The 17662-nt window shown below is 48.2% G+C and carries 20 protein-coding genes; 14 read left to right on the top strand and 6 right to left on the bottom strand.

Features of this window, described 5'->3' with window-relative positions; all coding sequences use genetic code 11:
• Positions 1–2: 2 nt before the first annotated feature.
• From A4V09_RS24940 to A4V09_RS13270, 5 genes are all read left to right on the top strand, one after another.
• A complete protein-coding gene (locus A4V09_RS24940; RefSeq protein ID WP_198168539.1) occupies positions 3–278 on the top strand; it encodes a hypothetical protein in 276 nt (91 codons plus the stop codon).
• A 105-nt stretch (positions 279–383) separates the two neighbouring features.
• A complete protein-coding gene (locus A4V09_RS13285) occupies positions 384–1721 on the top strand; it encodes a sodium-dependent transporter (RefSeq protein ID WP_065542784.1) in 1338 nt (445 codons plus the stop codon).
• A gap of 99 nt (positions 1722–1820) precedes the next feature.
• On the top strand, positions 1821–2807 hold the full coding sequence (locus A4V09_RS13280; RefSeq protein ID WP_065542783.1) for a diaminopimelate dehydrogenase: 987 nt from the start codon (positions 1821–1823) through the stop codon (positions 2805–2807).
• Positions 2808–2826: 19 nt separating this feature from the next.
• On the top strand, positions 2827–3693 hold the full coding sequence (locus A4V09_RS13275) for a YitT family protein (protein WP_065542782.1): 867 nt from the start codon (positions 2827–2829) through the stop codon (positions 3691–3693).
• Positions 3694–3932: 239 nt separating this feature from the next.
• A complete protein-coding gene (locus A4V09_RS13270; RefSeq protein WP_065542781.1) occupies positions 3933–4679 on the top strand; it encodes a sugar phosphate isomerase/epimerase family protein in 747 nt (248 codons plus the stop codon).
• A gap of 170 nt (positions 4680–4849) precedes the next feature.
• Here the strand turns inward: A4V09_RS13270 and A4V09_RS13265 are convergent, their stop codons facing one another.
• From A4V09_RS13265 to A4V09_RS13255, 3 genes are all read right to left on the bottom strand, one after another.
• Positions 4850–5059: a hypothetical protein gene (locus tag A4V09_RS13265; protein WP_065542780.1), complete on the bottom strand. Its 210-nt coding sequence runs from the start codon at positions 5057–5059 to the stop codon at positions 4850–4852.
• A 200-nt stretch (positions 5060–5259) separates the two neighbouring features.
• Positions 5260–5658: a hypothetical protein gene (locus A4V09_RS13260; protein ID WP_065542779.1), complete on the bottom strand. Its 399-nt coding sequence runs from the start codon at positions 5656–5658 to the stop codon at positions 5260–5262.
• Between the two features lie 225 nt (positions 5659–5883).
• Positions 5884–7299, bottom strand: coding sequence for an amidophosphoribosyltransferase (locus A4V09_RS13255; protein ID WP_065542778.1), 1416 nt, complete (start codon positions 7297–7299; stop codon positions 5884–5886).
• Between the two features lie 434 nt (positions 7300–7733).
• On the opposite strand from A4V09_RS13255, the gene A4V09_RS13250 reads away from it, so the two are divergent.
• The 5 genes from A4V09_RS13250 (at position 7734) to A4V09_RS13235 (ending at position 12187) form a co-directional block, all read left to right on the top strand.
• A complete protein-coding gene (locus A4V09_RS13250) occupies positions 7734–8234 on the top strand; it encodes a DNA-deoxyinosine glycosylase (RefSeq protein WP_065542777.1) in 501 nt (166 codons plus the stop codon).
• Positions 8231–8362, top strand: a complete 132-nt coding sequence (locus A4V09_RS26820) for a DUF6783 domain-containing protein (RefSeq protein WP_408606754.1) — start codon at positions 8231–8233, stop codon at positions 8360–8362. The genes A4V09_RS13250 and A4V09_RS26820 overlap by 4 nt, the downstream gene beginning before the upstream one ends.
• An 18-nt stretch (positions 8363–8380) precedes the next feature.
• Positions 8381–9136, top strand: coding sequence for an exodeoxyribonuclease III (locus A4V09_RS13245; protein ID WP_065542776.1), 756 nt, complete (start codon positions 8381–8383; stop codon positions 9134–9136).
• Between the two features lie 849 nt (positions 9137–9985).
• A complete protein-coding gene (gene selD, locus A4V09_RS13240; RefSeq protein ID WP_065542775.1) occupies positions 9986–11029 on the top strand; it encodes a selenide, water dikinase SelD in 1044 nt (347 codons plus the stop codon).
• A 21-nt stretch (positions 11030–11050) separates the two neighbouring features.
• A complete protein-coding gene (locus A4V09_RS13235; protein ID WP_065544772.1) occupies positions 11051–12187 on the top strand; it encodes an aminotransferase class V-fold PLP-dependent enzyme in 1137 nt (378 codons plus the stop codon).
• 32 nt (positions 12188–12219) lie between these two features.
• Here the strand turns inward: A4V09_RS13235 and A4V09_RS13230 are convergent, their stop codons facing one another.
• Positions 12220–13413, bottom strand: coding sequence for a metallophosphoesterase (locus tag A4V09_RS13230; RefSeq protein WP_065542774.1), 1194 nt, complete (start codon positions 13411–13413; stop codon positions 12220–12222).
• Positions 13414–13575: 162 nt separating this feature from the next.
• Here A4V09_RS13230 and A4V09_RS13225 point away from each other — a divergent pair, with 162 nt between their 5' ends.
• Genes A4V09_RS13225 through A4V09_RS13215 form a run of 3 tightly spaced genes read left to right on the top strand, consistent with a single transcriptional unit; the run spans position 13576 to position 15574 of the window.
• Positions 13576–14889 (top strand): DNA polymerase Y family protein, encoded by a 1314-nt coding sequence (locus A4V09_RS13225; RefSeq protein ID WP_065542773.1) that lies wholly within the window; start codon positions 13576–13578, stop codon positions 14887–14889.
• Positions 14882–15076: a ubiquinone biosynthesis protein UbiE gene (locus A4V09_RS13220; RefSeq protein WP_065542772.1), complete on the top strand. Its 195-nt coding sequence runs from the start codon at positions 14882–14884 to the stop codon at positions 15074–15076. The genes A4V09_RS13225 and A4V09_RS13220 overlap by 8 nt, the downstream gene beginning before the upstream one ends.
• A 54-nt stretch (positions 15077–15130) precedes the next feature.
• Positions 15131–15574 carry a GNAT family N-acetyltransferase gene (locus A4V09_RS13215; RefSeq protein WP_065542771.1) on the top strand — a complete coding sequence of 148 codons (444 nt, stop codon included), beginning with the start codon at positions 15131–15133 and terminating at the stop codon, positions 15572–15574.
• Positions 15575–15688: 114 nt separating this feature from the next.
• Here A4V09_RS13215 and A4V09_RS13210 read toward each other — a convergent pair whose 3' ends face one another.
• Together A4V09_RS13210 and A4V09_RS13205 are read right to left on the bottom strand one after the other, a co-directional pair.
• On the bottom strand, positions 15689–16210 hold the full coding sequence (locus A4V09_RS13210) for an ECF transporter S component (protein ID WP_065542770.1): 522 nt from the start codon (positions 16208–16210) through the stop codon (positions 15689–15691).
• A 205-nt stretch (positions 16211–16415) separates the two neighbouring features.
• Positions 16416–16988 carry a xanthine phosphoribosyltransferase gene (locus A4V09_RS13205; RefSeq protein WP_065542769.1) on the bottom strand — a complete coding sequence of 191 codons (573 nt, stop codon included), beginning with the start codon at positions 16986–16988 and terminating at the stop codon, positions 16416–16418.
• 336 nt (positions 16989–17324) lie between these two features.
• Here A4V09_RS13205 and A4V09_RS13200 point away from each other — a divergent pair, with 336 nt between their 5' ends.
• Positions 17325–17555 carry a hypothetical protein gene (locus A4V09_RS13200; protein ID WP_065544771.1) on the top strand — a complete coding sequence of 77 codons (231 nt, stop codon included), beginning with the start codon at positions 17325–17327 and terminating at the stop codon, positions 17553–17555.
• Positions 17556–17662 lie beyond the last annotated feature (107 nt).

Raw genomic sequence — 17662 nt, 5'->3', positions numbered from 1 at the left:
TGATGGCATTCTGCAGAAGCAGGACGGATAGTGACGGATTTATGAGGGAAAGGCCAGGGGACTGGATATTCATTGACTGGGCGCCCATGGACAAGACCGGGGCAGTGTGCGTTGAAAAACTGTTCAGCATTCAGGCGATCCTGAACACGATCATTACCAATATCCAATTCCTCACAAGCGGACAGAGCGCGGCAGCCTCCAATGTGGATCTGTCACAGCTTCCGAGTGTTGGAATCCGGATGGCGATGGCGTTTCGGCCGCTGCACTTGGGAAACTAAAGTGCAGCGGTCTTTTTGCGGCACACTCTGGGAATCTATGGACAGTCCCATAGTTGTGTGTTATCCTTTGAAAGGATCATATTACATAAAAGGATGGGACAAAATATGAAAAAGAACCCGGCGGGAGCATCCCAAACCAGGGATGCTTTCCGTTCAAAATTTGGTTTTATTGTGGCGTGTGTAGGTTCGGCTGTGGGGATGGGAAACATCTGGATGTTTCCTTACCGGACCGGGCAGTATGGCGGTGCTGCTTTTCTGATCCCCTATTTCATCTTTGTGGCGATCCTGGGATTTTCCGGAGTGGTGGGGGAAATGGCCTTTGGGCGTGCCATGAAGACCGGGCCTTCGGGAGCGTTCGGTAGTGTGATGGAGATGCGGGGGCTGAAGGGCGGCAGACTGATCGGCATGATACCGGTTCTTGGCTCCCTGGCTATTGGCATAGGCTACTCTGTGGTAGTGGGCTGGTTTCTGCGGTTCTTGTGGGGGTCCCTGTCGGGAACCATGTTCCGCGCCCCGGATGTCTCCGCTTATTTTGGAGAGATCGCAGGTGGATTTGGAAGCGTGGGATGGCATATGGCAGGTCTGGCTGTGACCTTCCTTATTATGGCGTTTGGGGTTTCCAAAGGGATCGAGAAGATGAATAAGGTTATGATGCCCCTGTTCTTTGTTTTCTTTTTGTTTCTCATGGTGCGTGTGCTGACGCTGGGAAATGTGGGAGAGGGCTATAAATATCTCTTTGTGCCCAAATGGGAATATCTCGCGCAGCCCAAAACCTGGGTGTTTGCCCTTGGGCAGGCATTCTTTTCCCTGTCTCTGGCAGGGTCGGGCACTTTGGTGTACGGCAGTTACCTGTCAAAGGATGTGGATGTGGTGGAGAGTGCCAGGAATGTGGCGTTTTTTGATACCTGTGCCGCTATCCTTGCAGGTCTGGTTGTGATTCCGGCTGTCTTTGCCTTTGGGCTGGATGTGTCCGCGGGACCTCCGCTGATGTTCATTACACTTCCTGAGGTGTTCCGGCAGATGCCATTTGGCCAGTTGTTCGCAGTGGTATTTTTTGTGGCTGTACTGTTTGCTGCGGTGACTTCCCTGATGAACTTGTTTGAGACACCCATTGAGGCGCTTCAGGAACAGTTTGGACTGTCAAGGAAGATGGCGGTCATTCTGGTGGCCTTTGCGGCGGCAGCAGTGGGGATCTTTATCGAGAGTGCTGATATGGTCAGCATGTGGATGGATGTGGTTTCCATTTATATTATCCCTCTCGGCGCGCTCCTGGCCGCAGTGATGTTTTTCTGGGCAGCGCCAAAAGGGTTTGCCAGAGAACAGGTGCAGATGGGACGGACAAAAGCCCTTGGGAAATGGTTCGAGCCTGCGACAAAATATCTCTTTGTGGGAATGACTTTTGTTGTATATATTTTAGGTATTTTTTACGGAGGCATCGGCTGATTTATGAATTTTGCAGGTTGAAGTGAAAAAGGGAATTTGTTATACTTAGTGGGATGAAAAGGGAAACACGATAGAAAAAATTAACAGGAGAGATAAAGGATGAGTATAAGAATCGGAATTTTAGGCTATGGTAATCTGGGACGCGGAGTAGAATGTGCGGTGAAACAGAACCCGGATATGGAGCTTGCTGCTGTTTTTACACGCCGTGATCCTGCAGATGTCCATATCATGACAGAGACTGCAAAAGTATATCATGTGGATGAAGCTGTGAAGATGAAGGACGAGATTGACGTTCTGATCCTGTGCGGCGGAAGCGCAACAGACTTACCGAAGCAGACACCTGAGTTTGCACAGTATTTCAACGTGGTGGACAGCTTTGATACTCATGCAAAAATTCCTGAGCATTTTGCAGATGTAGATGCAGCGGCAAAGAAGAGCGGGAAGATCGGCCTGATCTCAGTGGGCTGGGATCCGGGCATGTTTTCTTTGAACCGTCTGTATTCCAATGCCATTCTGCCGGAAGGAACAGACTACACCTTCTGGGGAAAAGGCGTAAGTCAGGGACATTCAGATGCAGTCAGAAGAATTGATGGAGTTGTGGATGCAAGACAGTATACCATTCCTGTGGAAAAAGCGCTTTCGGCAGTCAGAAACGGCGAGAATCCGGTACTGACAACCGGAGAAAAGCATACACGTGAAGTGTTTGTAGTGGCAGAAGATGGCGCTGATAAAGAGAAAATTGAAAAAGAGATCAAGACAATGCCCAATTATTTTGATGAGTATGAGACAACTGTGCATTTCATCAGTGAGGAGCAGATGAAAGCTGAGCACGCGGGACTTCCTCACGGAGGATTTGTTATCCGTACAGGAAAGACAGGATGGGAGCAAGAGCACAGTCATGTAATTGAGTACAGTCTGAAACTGGATTCAAATCCGGAATTCACTTCCTCTGTCATTGCAGCTTACGCAAGGGCAGCATACCGTCTGAACCGGGAGGGACAGAGCGGCTGCAGAACCGTCTTTGATATTGCACCGGCTTATTTAACTGTAAAATCTCCGGAGGAGCTTCGGAAACACATGCTGTAAGGTCAGCAGATGAGGAAAAATGAAAGAAAATATTGATTATAAGGCAGAGGCAAAACGAGTTGTCTTTGGGCTTGCAGGTGCCATTATCATGGCAGTTAATATTAAAACCTTTGTAAGAGCCGGTGGATTGTATCCCGGCGGGTTTAATGGAGTGACGCTGCTGATCCAGACTATCTTTGAACGGTTTTTGGGTGTTGCACTGCCGTTTACGGTGATCAACCTGCTGTTAAATGCAATCCCTACCGTTGTTTGCTTTAAAGCCATAGGCAAGAAGTTCACAGTCAGCTCCGCCATGATCATTGTGCTGACCAGTGTTCTTACCGATATTATTCCGTATCAGCCGATCACCCAGGATATTCTGCTGATCTCCGTGTTCGGCGGACTGCTGAACGGTTTTGCTGTGAGTCTTTGTCTCATGGGCGGGACAAGCGGCGGAGGTACGGATTTTATCGCTATTTATTTTGCTGAGAAAAAGAATAAAGATGTCTGGAATTTTATTCTGCTTGGCAACGGATGTGTGCTGGTGATCGCGGGTATTTTGTTTGGATGGGATAAAGCGCTTTACTCTATTATTTTCCAGTTTACGTCCACACAGATCATCCATATGCTGCATACAGCGTATAAGAAGGAGACCCTGTTTATTGTTACGGACTGCCCGGATGCCGTGTACCAGGAGATCTATGAGGTGACGAATCACAGTGCAACGGAGTTTGCGGCTACCGGCTGTTATTCTAATGAAGGGCGGAAAATGCTTTATTCTGTTGTTTCCAGCGCAGAGGCTAAAGTGTTGGTCTCACGAGTACGGAAGGCGGATCCGAAGGCATTTATCAATGTGATCAAGACGGACTTTCTGGAAGGACATTTTTATCAGAAGACAGATTATTAGGCGGAAAAGGACTGCTGCGGGGACGTGGCGGTCCTTTTTTTCTGCACGGTTCTGCCGGACACTGAACAGGAAGGCTTGCAGCCTGGTCCGGCTGCAGATTTTTATTGCACTGGCGGAAGATTGTCTTTGTTGTTGGAAAAGGGAAGAATTGTATGGGGATTTGTGGTATTATGGAAATGATCAGGAGAGTTCGGATATAGAAATCATAGTAATAGATAAAGAGAGTGGACGGGTGAAGTATGATTTACGTGAGTCATTTACTGGAAGACTGGGATATGAGAGATGTGATAAATAGAACAGGGGCAGGGGTTGAAAGTATTGAGTTTTCTATTTCGGAAAATTTGGACTGCCTGGAAGAGAAGGTTGATCAGTATGAAAAGAGGCTGGAGGAGATGGGGTGTGAGAACCTGATCCTCCATGGGCCCTTTTTGGATTTGAATCCTATGACGTTTGATTCCCTGATCCTGGAGACTACCAGGAAAAGATATGAGCAGGCTTACTGGGCGGCGAAAAGACTGGGGGCAAAAAAACTGGTGTTCCACACCTGTTATGTGCCGGATGTATATCTGCTGATCGGCTGGGCCGACAGGGTGGCGGATTTTTATAAACGGTTTCTGGAAAGCAGGGAAGGGATCCAGATCGTGATGGAAAATGTGTTTGACAGACAGGCAGAGCCAATTCTTGAAGTGGCGAGGAAGGTGGAGCATCCTGATTTTGGGCTTTGCCTGGATATAGGACATGCCCATTGCTATTCAGATAGGCCGGCTGGTGCATGGGCGGAGCTGTTTGGCAGTTATATCAAACATCTGCATGTCCATGACAATTCGGGGGACAGGGATGCCCACTGGAGGCTGGGAAGGGGAAACCTGGATTATAAAGAGATAATTGAGACCGTAAAAAGGAACAGCCCGGATGTGACTTTTACGGTTGAGTGCAGCCAAAAGGAGGATGTGCTCCAATCCATAAAAGAAATCTGCATGGGATGATCCGGGGCCGCAAAATGTAAGGAATGGAATCGCGAGCATAGGACCGGTTTTAAATGCCCCAGATATCGTATCATATCTAGGGCATTTCAGGCTGTAGATTAAGTAAATCCAGGATTTTAGATTATGCATAGGTTGAATGATTATGCAAATGAACTATTTTCCTCTATCTTTCATAGAATATCTTGAATATAAGTCAGGAATTTCTTCCTCTTTCTTATTTCTTCGGACTCTTTTTCTTCATCAAGTTCTTGAACCTGCGCATCATCTGTTCCTGAAAGAGCTTTAAGCATCTTGAACATCTCATTTTGGGCTATGGGACCCGAACCCAGGGAAAGACACACCATTAGGGTGAGAAATAGTTTATATATCTTTTTTTTCATTTATATTCCTCCAATTCAATCTCTGCTTTGTTTCACTCCCGTAATAAGAATACAGGTTACGGCCGCTGCCTAATTTGCACACAAAAAAGAAGCCATTGTTTCATTCTAAAAATGACTTATAACCACCAGAATACTTGCCATAAAGTATTCTAATAATAGTGCATAGGCATGTTTTGTCCATGATTTGAAAAGGAAAAGATTCAATTGTCCAGACGTACCTTCTGATTAATTAATGTGTGATCATCAGGCAAAGAGATAGATAAGGTCAAAAAGTAAAAAAGAAAAAAAGTAAAGCTGATTCCTTTGGGGATAGCTGCCATTGTAAGTATGGAGCATATATTTTTCGTTATAGTTTCATTATAAGAGTTATTTTGGTTCAAAAAGGAAGTCTTAAAATCGGTAGTATGATCAATGTCTTCATTTTCAGCCATACTTTCTGAAGTTGCCCACGTCTCAATTACAGTTGTCATATCTAATGATCCATAAGGAGCATAAGTACAACATAAAAGCACATGCATAGTTAAACACATGGCAAAAAGAAGCATACTGAAAGAGACTATAATATGAGATAGACGATTTATCTTATCATTTTTTTCCATTACAATTCCCTTCTGCCGCTGTGGCCAATGTGTTCAACATAAACAACACTGTTTTTCATTCCATATCTTGAGATATGGAAAAAGTACGATTTATTTTATTATAACAGTAAAGAAAATAAAAATAAAGCACTGTATATTTATACTCTTGATATACAGTGCTTCATCGCATGATTTCCTTTGCCTGCAGCAGATCTGTTTAGAGCAGCTTCGGCTGTATTTCATCTATTATTTTCCGTCAAAACAGTGTGTGCACATTTTACACGGACTGAGGCCGATGGAAGCTGTCAGATCATCCAGACGGTGATAGTGAAGGGTGGTGAAATTAAGCTGTCTTCCGATCTCCTCCAGCATTTCTTTGTAGTTGGAGGAATCCGGGTTCGCGTAGTCGGCAAGGACTTCCGCGGGAACATTGTCCCCCTCACGGTCTGCAATGATACGGCGGGTGATCAGATCCATTTCGGATTTGGAGCGGGAGAAGTTCAGGTACGGGCAGCCGAACAGAAGCGGCGGGCAGGCCGGACGGATGTGAACTTCTTTGGCTCCGCTGCTGTATAAAAATTCGGTTGTCTCGCGAAGCTGTGTGCCGCGGACAATGGAATCGTCAATGAGCAGCAGACTTTTGTTTTTGATCAGCGCTTCCACAGGAATCAGCTTCATGCGGGCGATGAGGTTTCTCTGGCTCTGCTGAGTCGGCATGAAGGAGCGGGGCCAGGTCGGTGTATATTTAATGAACGGGCGGGAGAAGGGAATGCCGGATTCGTTGGCGTAGCCAATGGCGTGTGCGATACCGGAATCGGGAACACCTGCAACCAGGTCGGGTTTTACATTTTCCCTCTGGGCATCGCGCTGTGCCAGTTTTTTGCCGCATTCGTAGCGCATTTCCTCTACATTTATGCCTTCATAGGTAGAGGTGGGATAGCCATAGTATACCCACAGGAAGGAACAGATCTTCATTTCCTCTTGTGGTTTCACTAAAGTTTCAGCGCTTTCCGGTGTAAGGAATACAACTTCTCCGGGGCCAAGTTCACGGTAGGGTTCATAGCCAAGATTGAAGAAGGCGAAGCTTTCAAAGGCAGCGCAGAACGCGTCCTCTTTTTTACCCAGGATAACAGGGGTGCGGCCTACCCGGTCACGGGCGGCATAGATTCCTTTTGGGGTGAGCAGAAGCAGGGTCATGGAACCCTCTACAAGCTCCTGTACATACTGTATCCCTTCCACAATGGTGGATTTCTGGTTGATCAGGGACGCCACCATCTCGGTTGGATTGATGCTTCCGCCGCTCATTTCCAGGAAGTGCGTACATCCGTTTTTATAGGAGATATCTACAAGCTCATCCATGTTGTTGATCTTTCCCACAGTTGTGATAGCGAAGCTGCCCAGATGTGACTGGACTAAAAGCGGCTGCGGCTCGTTGTCAGAGATACAGCCAATACCCAGATTTCCTTCCAGTTCGTTTAAGTCTCCATCGAATTTGGTACGGAAAGGGGTATTTTCGATATTGTGAATCGAACGGTTGAATCCATTTGGTCCATAGACTGCCAAACCGCCTCTTCTTGTTCCTAGATGAGAATGATAGTCTGTTCCGAAAAACAAATCCAAAGTGCAGCTGGATTTAGAAGCTACTCCAAATATTCCACCCATTGATTTTTCTCCTTTTTTACTTAAGAATTCTGTCTGTTGTTATTATATACAGCCGATTTTCCGCCAGGTGTTTTATGCGCCTTCACATAAAAATCCCGGAGCAGCCGGCGTGATACGGAGCAGAATGCTCTATATCTGTGCATCGCGAAGCGTGCTGCTGTTTGCAGTAACATTCTGTTATTTTCACCACAGATCGTGTGTTGTGTGTACTTTCTGCGGTTTTTCCGATGCAGTCTTTATTATATACTCATAGGACAGCGTTCGTAAAGTCGTTTTGCCAACTTTTTTTACTTCGCAGGATAGAAAAAATAGTGTATAATGGGGACGAAAGAAGTAAAATTCTACAATTATAAAAGAAAAGAAGATGTTATATTTTGTAAATATCCGGCAGGTCTGGGTATTTACAATATTTCGTCTGTTTGGGGGAGGAGCCGATGAAAAATCAGACAGAATATGTGACGCATACGTTTGCACCGGTTTTTGACAGCAGTTCCAGAGTACTGCTTTTGGGGACTATGCCTTCTCCGAAATCCAGAGAGGAAGGCTTTTATTACGGGCATCCCAGAAACAGATTTTGGAAAGTGATAGGGGAAGTGCTGGGCGAAGATATGCCTTTGACCATAGAAGAAAAGAAGAAAATGCTGCTGGCTCATAAGGTGGCTGTGTGGGATGTACTGAAAAGCTGCGAGATACGCGGGGCGGACGACGGAAGTATTAAAAACCCGGCGGCAAATGATATGTCCATCGTGCTGAAGGCCGCGCCCATACAGGCCGTTTTTGCTACAGGCCAGAAGGCGGCAGCACTTTACCGGAAATATTGCGAGCCTGATACGGGTGTGCCAATCAGACAGCTGCCGTCCACCAGTCCGGCAAACTGCGGTATGAAATATGAAAGGATCCTGGAATCTTACCGGGAGATTTTAGAGTATATTTGAAAATTGTTTTCAGCCCGCTGCGCGTCAAGGGATGCGCAGCGGGCTGGGTTTACCGAGGTGGGGCAAAATATACTGTGAATTGGGGCGTGCAGATTGTGGGGATGAATTTTAGACACGTATTTGTATAGAACAGAGAGGAGAATTGTATGAAATTTATATCATGGAATGTGAATGGCCTGCGGGCTTGTGTGCAGAAGGGATTTACTGAGTTTTTTGAGGCTGCGGACGCGGATTTTTTCTGTCTGCAGGAGACAAAGCTTCAGGAAGGGCAGATTGATTTTGCGCCGGAAGGGTATTACGCGTACTGGAATTATGCTGTGAAGAAGGGGTATTCGGGGACGGCTGTTTTTGCCAAGAAGGAGCCGGTTTCTGTGGCATATGGGATTGGGATGGAGGAGCATGACCAGGAGGGCAGGGTGATCACTCTGGAATATGATGGGTTTTATCTTGTGACTTGTTATACGCCCAATTCAAAGAATGAGCTGGCAAGGCTTCCTTACAGGATGGAGTGGGAGGATGCGTTCAGGGCGTATCTTTTGAAATTGGATGAGAAAAAGCCGGTTGTTATGTGCGGGGATCTGAATGTGGCACATGAGGAGATTGATTTGAAGAATCCGAAGACTAACAGGCATAACGCGGGATTTACGGACGAGGAGAGAGGGAAATTTACGGAGCTTTTGGAGGCTGGGTTTACGGACAGTTTCCGGTATTTTTATCCGGAGGAGACCGGGGTTTATTCCTGGTGGTCTTATCGGTTTAGGGCAAGGGAAAAGAATGCGGGGTGGAGGATTGATTATTTTTGTGTGTCGGATCGGTTGAGGGAGAAGTTGGTTTCGGCGGGGATCCATACGGAGGTGTTTGGGTCGGATCATTGTCCGGTGGAGGTGGTGATTGCTGAGTAGGAGTTAATATGGAGGCGGAGGGGATATGAAGGTGGATGGGGATATGTAGGCGGAGGGGGATATGAAGGCGGACGGGGATATGAAGGCGGACGGGAAAGGAGCGGTGAGCGGAGGGCAGCCGGGGCAGAGGGTATCAGGCAGACGGAGCGCTCCGCTGGGCAGAAGCTAACCTGCTCCCAGTCACTAAATTCGTCAGCAGCGGCTTCCTCATTAAGTGTCTGGGGCAGGTGGATCTTCTGCCCGCTCCTCGAAACACCGCCTGCCTGATACCCTCTGCCCCGGCTGCCCTCCGCTCACCGCTCCTTTCCCTGTTGACTGGCTGACCACCGGACTCGGCGTGAGGGTGTGGGGCGGGAGGGGTTGGAAAGAGCAAGATATAAGGATATTGAAGGGGTGGCGGAAACATAAGGATAATGAGGGGATGGCAGAAACATAAGGATGTTGAGGGTATGGCAGAAACATAAGGAAATTGAGGGGGTGGCGGAAACATAAGGATAATGAGGGGATGGCAGAAACATAAGGATAATGAGGGGATGGCAGAAACATAAGGATAATGAGGGGATGGCAGAAACATAAGGATAATGAGGGGATGGCAGAAACATAAGGATAATGAGGGGATGGCAGAAACATAAGGATAATGAGGGGATGGCAGAAACATAAGGAAATTGAGGGGGTGGCGGAAACATAAGGATATTGAGGGGATGGCAGAAACATAAGGATATTGAGGGGGTGGTGGAAACATAATGGATATTGAGGGGGTGGCAGAAGCATAAGGGATATTGAGAGGTTAATAGAGGTGGGAGGAGATATTGTGAGATTGATAGAGATGGGAATGGATAGGAGATTGTTATGAGTGCTGGGGTGAAGTTGACGGAGTTTTCTAAGAGTGCGGGGTGTGCGGCTAAGATTGGGCCGGGGATTTTGGCGGAGGTGGTGGGGAGACTGCCTGCGGTGATGGATGAGAATTTGTTGGTGGGGGTTGAGACGGCGGATGATGCGGCGGTGTATCGGGTTTCGGATGAGGTGGCTTTGATTCAGACAGTGGATTTTTTTCCGCCTATGGTGGATGATCCGTTTACGTTTGGACAGATCGCCGCGGCTAATGCGCTCAGTGATGTGTATGCTATGGGCGGGGAACCGAGGATTGCCTTGAATGTGGTGGCGTTTCCTAATTGCCTGGGGGCTGAGGTGCTGGGGGAGATGCTGGCAGGCGGGGCTTCTAAGGTGAAGGAGGCCGGGGCTGTGCTGGCAGGTGGGCATTCTATTAATGATGAGGAGCCTAAGTATGGGCTTTGCGTGACGGGTTTTGTGCATCCGGATAGGATTTGGAAGAATGGCGGGGCGCAGGCCGGTGATGTGCTTCTGCTGACAAAGCCTCTGGGAGTGGGGCTGGTCAATACGGCTGTGAAGGCTGGTATGGCTTCTGAGGAGGCGAAAAGGTGCGCGGTGGAGAGTATGAGCTGCCTGAATAAATTGGCGATGGAGGGGCTCAGAGAGGTTGAGGTGCATAGCTGTACGGATGTGACAGGATTTGGGCTTGCGGGACATGCGCTGGAGACTGCCAGGGCAAGCGGGGTTTCGCTTGTGATCGAGTCCGGCAGATTAGAAGTGCTGCCGGACGCTCTTTTTTATGCGTCTATGGGATTGGTCCCTGAGGGGACTTACAGGAATAAGGCGTATAATAAGAAGGATGTATGGCTGGAGGACAAGGTTGAGGAAGCTTTGGAGGATTTGGTCTTTGACCCGCAGACTTCCGGAGGGCTTTTGGTGAGCCTGAGAAGGGAGGACGCTGAGGCTGTGCTTGTTAAGCTTGAGAAAGCCGGGTATCCTTTGAAGGCTGGGATCGTGGGATTTGTGACGGATATGCAGGAGAAGTTCCTGATGATCCGATAGGACGGAAAGACGGTGATAGAGATGATTTATCTGGATAATGCGGCAACTACACTGAGGAAACCGGAATGTGTGAGAAAGGCTGTCTATGAGGCTATGGGCACCCTTGGAAATTATGGGAGGGGTGGCCATGGGATCACCCTTGAGACGTCCAGGAAGATTTATGAGGCCAGGGAGGCCATTGCGGGATTTTTTGGATTTGGTGATCCTTCCGGTGTGGCGTTTACCTGTAATGCCACGGAGGCATTGAATACAGTGATCCGGGGGATGTTTGATCCCGGAGAGCATGTGGTGACTACCGCGCTGGAACATAATTCGGTTCTCAGACCCTTGTATGAGATGGAAAAAGCAGGGGTTCTGGTGACGGTTCTTCCGGCAGATGAAAAAGGAAATATTTCTTATGAGGAGATGGAACAGGCCATTGGGGAGAAGACCAGGGCCGTGGTGTGCACCCATGCTTCTAATGTTACGGGAAATATGCTGGATATAGAAAGGATTGGAAAGCTTTGCCGCAGAAAAGGGATTCTTTTTGTCCTGGATGCGTCTCAGACTGCGGGAGCGGTGCCTGTTCAGATGGAAAAATGCGGAATAGATGTGCTTTGTTTTACCGGACATAAGGGGCTTATGGGGCCTCAGGGAACAGGTGGGATCTGCGTGCGGGAAGGGGTGGAGATTCGCCCTTTAAAAGCAGGAGGCAGCGGAATCCATTCTTTTGAACGGGAGCATCCGGGGATCATGCCGGGCAGGCTGGAAGCGGGAACGCTGAATGGGCACGGAATCATGGGCCTGTTAAGCGCTGTGGAGTATGTGAAACAGGCAGGCGTGGAAAATATCGGTGCCCATGAACAGAAGCTTGCCCGTGCGTTCTATGAAGGTGTGCGGGAAATACCAGGCGTTAAGGTGTACGGGGATTTTGAGAAAAAGGAGAGAGCTGCGATTGTGGCTCTCAATATAGGAGAATATGATTCGGCACAGGTAAGTGATGAACTGTCCTGTACTTATGAGATCTATGCCCGGTCCGGGGCACACTGCGCGCCGCTGATGCATCAGGCAATGGGAACGCAGGAGCAGGGGGCCGTTCGTTTTTCTTTTTCCTGGTTTAATACTTTGGAGGAAGTGGAGCAGACCGTAAGAGTATTGAGGGAACTGGCAGCAGAATGAGCAGCCGGTTCCCTTTAAATAATGCAGAACTTTTATTCTGAAAAGTATACGTCAATGATCATGACCTCAGCGTCTGTTCCCACACGCATGGCAGGACCCCAGATCCCCACGCCGGAGGTGACATAGGAGTACATATTATCCTTTTTCAGCTCTCCGCAGGAGTTTTCCCACATGAGTTTTGTGGTCAGATTGCCCGGGAACATCTGTCCGTCGTGGGTGTGGCCGGAGAGGTCTATGTCGCAGCCGGCGTCTGCCAGTTCCTGGAGCTGTTTGGGCTGGTGGTCAATGACCAGTATGGGCTTGTCATGGTCCAGGTCTTTTAAAAGGTCCTCCGGTGAGAGTCGGTTTTCCTTCATTTTTTTGGAACGCTGGGGGTCTTTACGGCCTGTCAGATAGAAGGAGTCGTCAATGAGGACAGACTTGTCATCCAGGAGCCGGATTCCGGATTTTTTCAGGAAGTCATCCATCCGGGTATCTGTGTGCTGTCCGTTTTTGACGGGTACGGTAAAGCCGGCAAGGAGCTTTTCTTTAAAGTCATGGTTGCCCCAGCAGGCATATACGCCGTAGGTGCTCTTTATTTTCTTTAAGATGGAAATGGTTTTTTCCGGGTACAGTACAGCGTCATATTCGTTGTCGAAGAAGTCGCCGGCAATGCAGACCAGGTCCACGTTTTCAGCGTTTATTTTGTCCACCATGGATTTCACATGGTATGTGCCGATGCTGTAGCCCAGATGCAGGTCTGCAGTCAGGGCGATCCGCAGATGGTCCAGTCTGCCGCCGGATTTTTCCACTTTGGCTTCATAGTGGTTTACATAGACCCGGTGTTCATGGATGATCCCATAGGCGCTCAGGCCGATGATCAGGCAGGCCGCGGCACCGCCGCTTATGACAAAAGTGCGGCGCAGGGCAAGGGTTTCATTTTTTATCCATCTTGTATGTTTTAACAGGAATCTTCCCAGGTCGAAGATAAGGATGATAAGTACAATATATAAAAATGTGCCCAGCCAGTAATTGAAAAGGCGCTTCAGATAACTGTGCCAGGGATTGGCAGAGACCAGATAAGAGGTCAGGGGCGTCAGGCACATGAAAATATAAATGGAAAGGAAAACCGCACGGAACGGCCTGGATTTCAAATGCCTGTGGCAGGCACCTGTCCAGCGGATGATCCAGCGGACAACATAGAAATTGATCAAAAGATAAAATGGGGCAAGTATGATAGCCAGCATAACAGACTCCTTTTGTGAATTGGATTTATTACTTCAAGAATAGAATAGGTTGGAAGTTTTGTCAAGTATTTACAAAGAACATATGTTCTGGTATAATGGTCCTAAAGAGGTCAAAGACCTTGCGGGAATCAAATTGTTATGATATAAGGAAGTGGGATAGAATTGGAGAACATCATTTTTCATATTGATGTAAACAGTGCGTTTCTTTCCTGGGAGGCTGTTTACAGGCTTGAAAACGGAGGGACTGTGGATCTTCGCAGCATTCCGAGTGCAGTGGGAGGGGACAGGTCAAAAAGGCGGGGGATCATCCTGGCAAAATCCATTCCTGCCAAAGCCTTTGGTGTCAGGACAGGGGAGCCTATTGTGGACGCCATGCGGAAATGCCCATCCCTGACTATTATCCCTTCCCATCACGGAATGTACCGGGTGTTTTCGGGAAAGTTTATGGATATCCTGAGAGAATACACACCAGATGTGGAAAAATACAGCATTGACGAGGCGTTTATGAATATGACAGGGATGGAGCGGCTGCTGGGGGAACCGGTGGCATTTGCGCACCGGCTCAAAGACCGCATCAAGACAGAACTGGGGTTTACAGTGAATATCGGAATCTCCAGCAATAAGCTGCTGGCAAAAATGGCCTCTGATTTCCAGAAGCCAGACAGAGTCCACACGCTGTTTCCGGAGGAGATTCCCGAGAAGATGTGGCCTCTTCCCGTATCGGAACTGCTGTTTGTAGGCAAATCCACGGAAAACACTTTAAAGAAGCTGGGGATCTATACCATTGGGGACCTGGCTGCCGCGGATGTGGAGATTCTGCGGCATCATCTGAAAAAGCACGGGGAGGCTATCTGGAATTTTGCCAACGGCAGGGACAGCGCTGTGGTGGAATCCGTGCAGGAGGATAATAAGGGGTACGGCAACAGTACGACCATAGCTTTTAATGTGGTGGATGAGGAGACCGCAAAACAGGTGCTGCTATCCCTTTGTGAGACAGTGGCCTCCCGGCTGCGCAGTGACGGTATGAAGGCTGAGGTGGTGTCCATCACCATTAAGGATCATGAACTGCAGTCAGTCTCCCACCAGATGGTGCTGAATGCCCCCACCAATATCACCTCAGAGCTTTATCATCAGGCCTGCAGGCTGTTTGATGAACTGTGGGACGGAGCGCCCATCCGTCTTCTGGGGGTGCGGACCAGCCGTGTTTCCAGGGAGGAGAGCGGCAGGCAGTTGTCCTTGTTTGATCACACGGATTATGATAAACTGGAGAAAATGGACCAGGCTGTTGATGAGATCCGCAAAAAATTCGGAACAGGGGCGGTCATGCGGGCTTCTTTCCTGAAGCAGCCCATCGAAAATATGGCGGGAGGTCATCCGGAAGGAAAACTTCCGGCTCCTGAGGTGAGCGCTGCGGAGGGGCTTTCCCTAAACTGGAAGCAGAAAGAAAATGAGGAGAAGAACAAGCGGGATGAGTGAGATAGTGGAGGAATTTGTAAACGGATACTGTAAGAATTACGATATGGCAAGGAGTGCCATATGCGAATTCGTACAGAATGAAGACGGCCTGCATTTTGACAGGATTGACTGTGATTACGGTGCATGTCCCCACAGCAAGAACTGTGAGATGATGAAACAGGTTTTTGCAATGGAAGCAGAAAAATAACAGAAAGGAAAATGTAGCTGGTAAATCCGGAACAGTTACAGGATAACAATAATTATGCTGACGATCAGAGATATCAGAGAGGAAGACAGAGACATATTCTTTAAGATGGAAAAGGAGTTTTACGGCGGTGAAGCCTGTATGCATACAGTACCTCAGGAGCATTTTGAAGCAACCCTGAAGGAATGTTTAAGAAGCAGGGAATATGCCAGGGTTTTGATGCTGGAGGATGAAAGCGGTGTGGTCGGATACCTGCTTCTCGCTTTTACTTTCAGTAATGAGGCAGGTGGTCTCACGGTGTGGCTGGAGGAACTGTACTTTATGGAAAATGCCAGAGGAAAGGGATACGGAAGTGAAGTCTTTGCCTGGATCGAACAGGAGTATTCCCATGCCAAGAGATTCCGTCTGGAAGCCACATACAGCAACGAGAGAGCGATCGCGCTGTATGAGAGGCTTGGATATGAGGAGCTGCATTATTTCCAGATGATAAAAGACTTGTAGAAAAGAAAAAGGATGCGTTTTGATGATACCGCACCGGCCTGCCGGGAGCTGTAAGATCGAAAACGCATCCTTGATTCTAAACGCAGTGCTGCCGGCTATGACCGGGCCTAATACTTACGCGGAGGCGATCATCCGTTTGATATCCGGTACTGCAGTGAGAAGCGGATAGAGGACCAGTGAGAGGATCAGACCGCTGGCACCCTGGATCAGATTGGAGGGCACGCTTAAAAATGCGGCTGTGCCGTACAGGAAGAACTCACACAGGCAGTAGCCCCCTGCAACCAGCACCATGTCGATAATGCCTCCTGTGAGGACGCCTGCCCAGGCTGTTTTACTGTCTTTGGCTATCTTTTTGTAGGCAAGGGCAGCAAACAGTGCCACCAGGCCTTTTATAGCAAAGGTGATGGGGACGTAGATAAAATATCCCCCCAAAAGGTCGGCCATGCAGGAACCGATACCGGCGGCCAGGAATCCGTAGGCAGGACCCAGGATGATCCCGGAAAGGATCACAATGGCATCCCCCGGATGAATGTAACCGCTGGTTCCGGGGGTGGGAATGCGGATGGACATGGTGGCAACACAGGCCAGAGCTGCGAAAAGTGCGGTCATGACAATCTTTTTTGTTTTGTTTTCCATAATGTAAACTCCTTTTAACGATATAGCTGTCCGGCACCTTCATTTTACATGTAAGAATCCCTGCGAAGCCGCTTCAGGTATGGGGAATCTGGCTGCCGAACGCTTTCTTTCTACACAATATAGCCGAAAATTGGCATTCTATAAAGAGCCAGTTTCTTAAAAAAAGAGCAGTCCAGTTTTGGACTGCCCTATAAACTGCTATGTACTATGCGCGGAAGGTGAGGGAATCATTGCTCATGGAATCCACAATTGCCAGGGACTCCACACGGATGCCTTTTTCTCTCAGCGCGTCGCCACCGTGCTGAAAGCCCTTTTCAATGACTATACCGGCTCCTTCCAGAGTTGCTCCGGCTGTATCCACTATTTCGATGAGACCCTGGAGTGCGCATCCGTTAGCCAGGAAATCGTCAATGATCAGTACATGGTCTTCCGGCTGCAGGAATTTTTTTGATAATATCACATCATAAACTTTTTTATGGGTAAAGGACTGGACTTTGGTCGTATACATTTCACCGTCCAGGTTCAGGCTCTGGGCTTTTTTTGCAAAGACCACCGGGACGCCGAAATACTGTGCCACAATACAGGCAATGCCAATGCCGGAGGCTTCGATGGTAAGAATCTTTGTGATAGGGGAGCCGGCAAATCTGCGTTTGAACTCTTTGCCGATCTCGTTGATGAATGGTATGTCCATCTGGTGATTCAGGAAACTGTCCACCTTCAGTATATTACCCGGCTTTACCGTGCCGTCTTTTAGAATACGCTCTTTTAAAAGCTGCATTTGAATTCCTCCCTGGTTTTACGTGTCCGGAGGGATCTGATACCCCCGGTTTTTCTGGTAACTACCATAATACGATATTTGTACGGGCTTTGCAATTTATTTTTGGTTTTTTTGTAAAAACAGGGGAGAAAATCACACAAAATCTGCACGATCGTGATAAAATAGAAAAGAGGTAGGTTCCCAGAGACCTGCGGCAGGATGAAACGAACGCGCAGTGGTGATCGGGAACCGGGTGGAGCTGCGGCAGACAAGAAGCCTGCCGCCCAAAGTGATTTTGCATGGACAGCCAAAAGGCCCCATAAGGCTAAGAGGCAGTGTTTGAAAGGAAGGAAAGAGATGAAAACGTATGAAGTAATACACGAAATTTTCAACCAGTGTCCGGGAAACCATTCCAGGGATAATTTTATTCAGGAAGTGGATATGGAAAGCCCGGAGGTTTGGCTGAACGCGAAGTTTAATTCCGAAAAGGAGCTTCGTATGGAGAAGACAGAGAAGGAAGACGGAAGTGTGGTATATGATGTGATGACAGCGGAGGTACATCAGAGATTTACATTTTCTGAGATTTAGATGCTGCTGTTTACACAGCCATTATCCCCACGGAGGCTGAAGAGCAGGGAAACCATTGCTTTTTTTTCTGGGTTTGATATAATAGAGAAAGTGCGAGGAGGAAACCA

Source organism: Blautia pseudococcoides (genome assembly GCF_001689125.2).
GTDB classification, from domain to species: Bacteria; Bacillota; Clostridia; order Lachnospirales; family Lachnospiraceae; genus Blautia; species Blautia pseudococcoides.
This window is presented reverse-complemented; position numbering and strand designations above follow the sequence as displayed.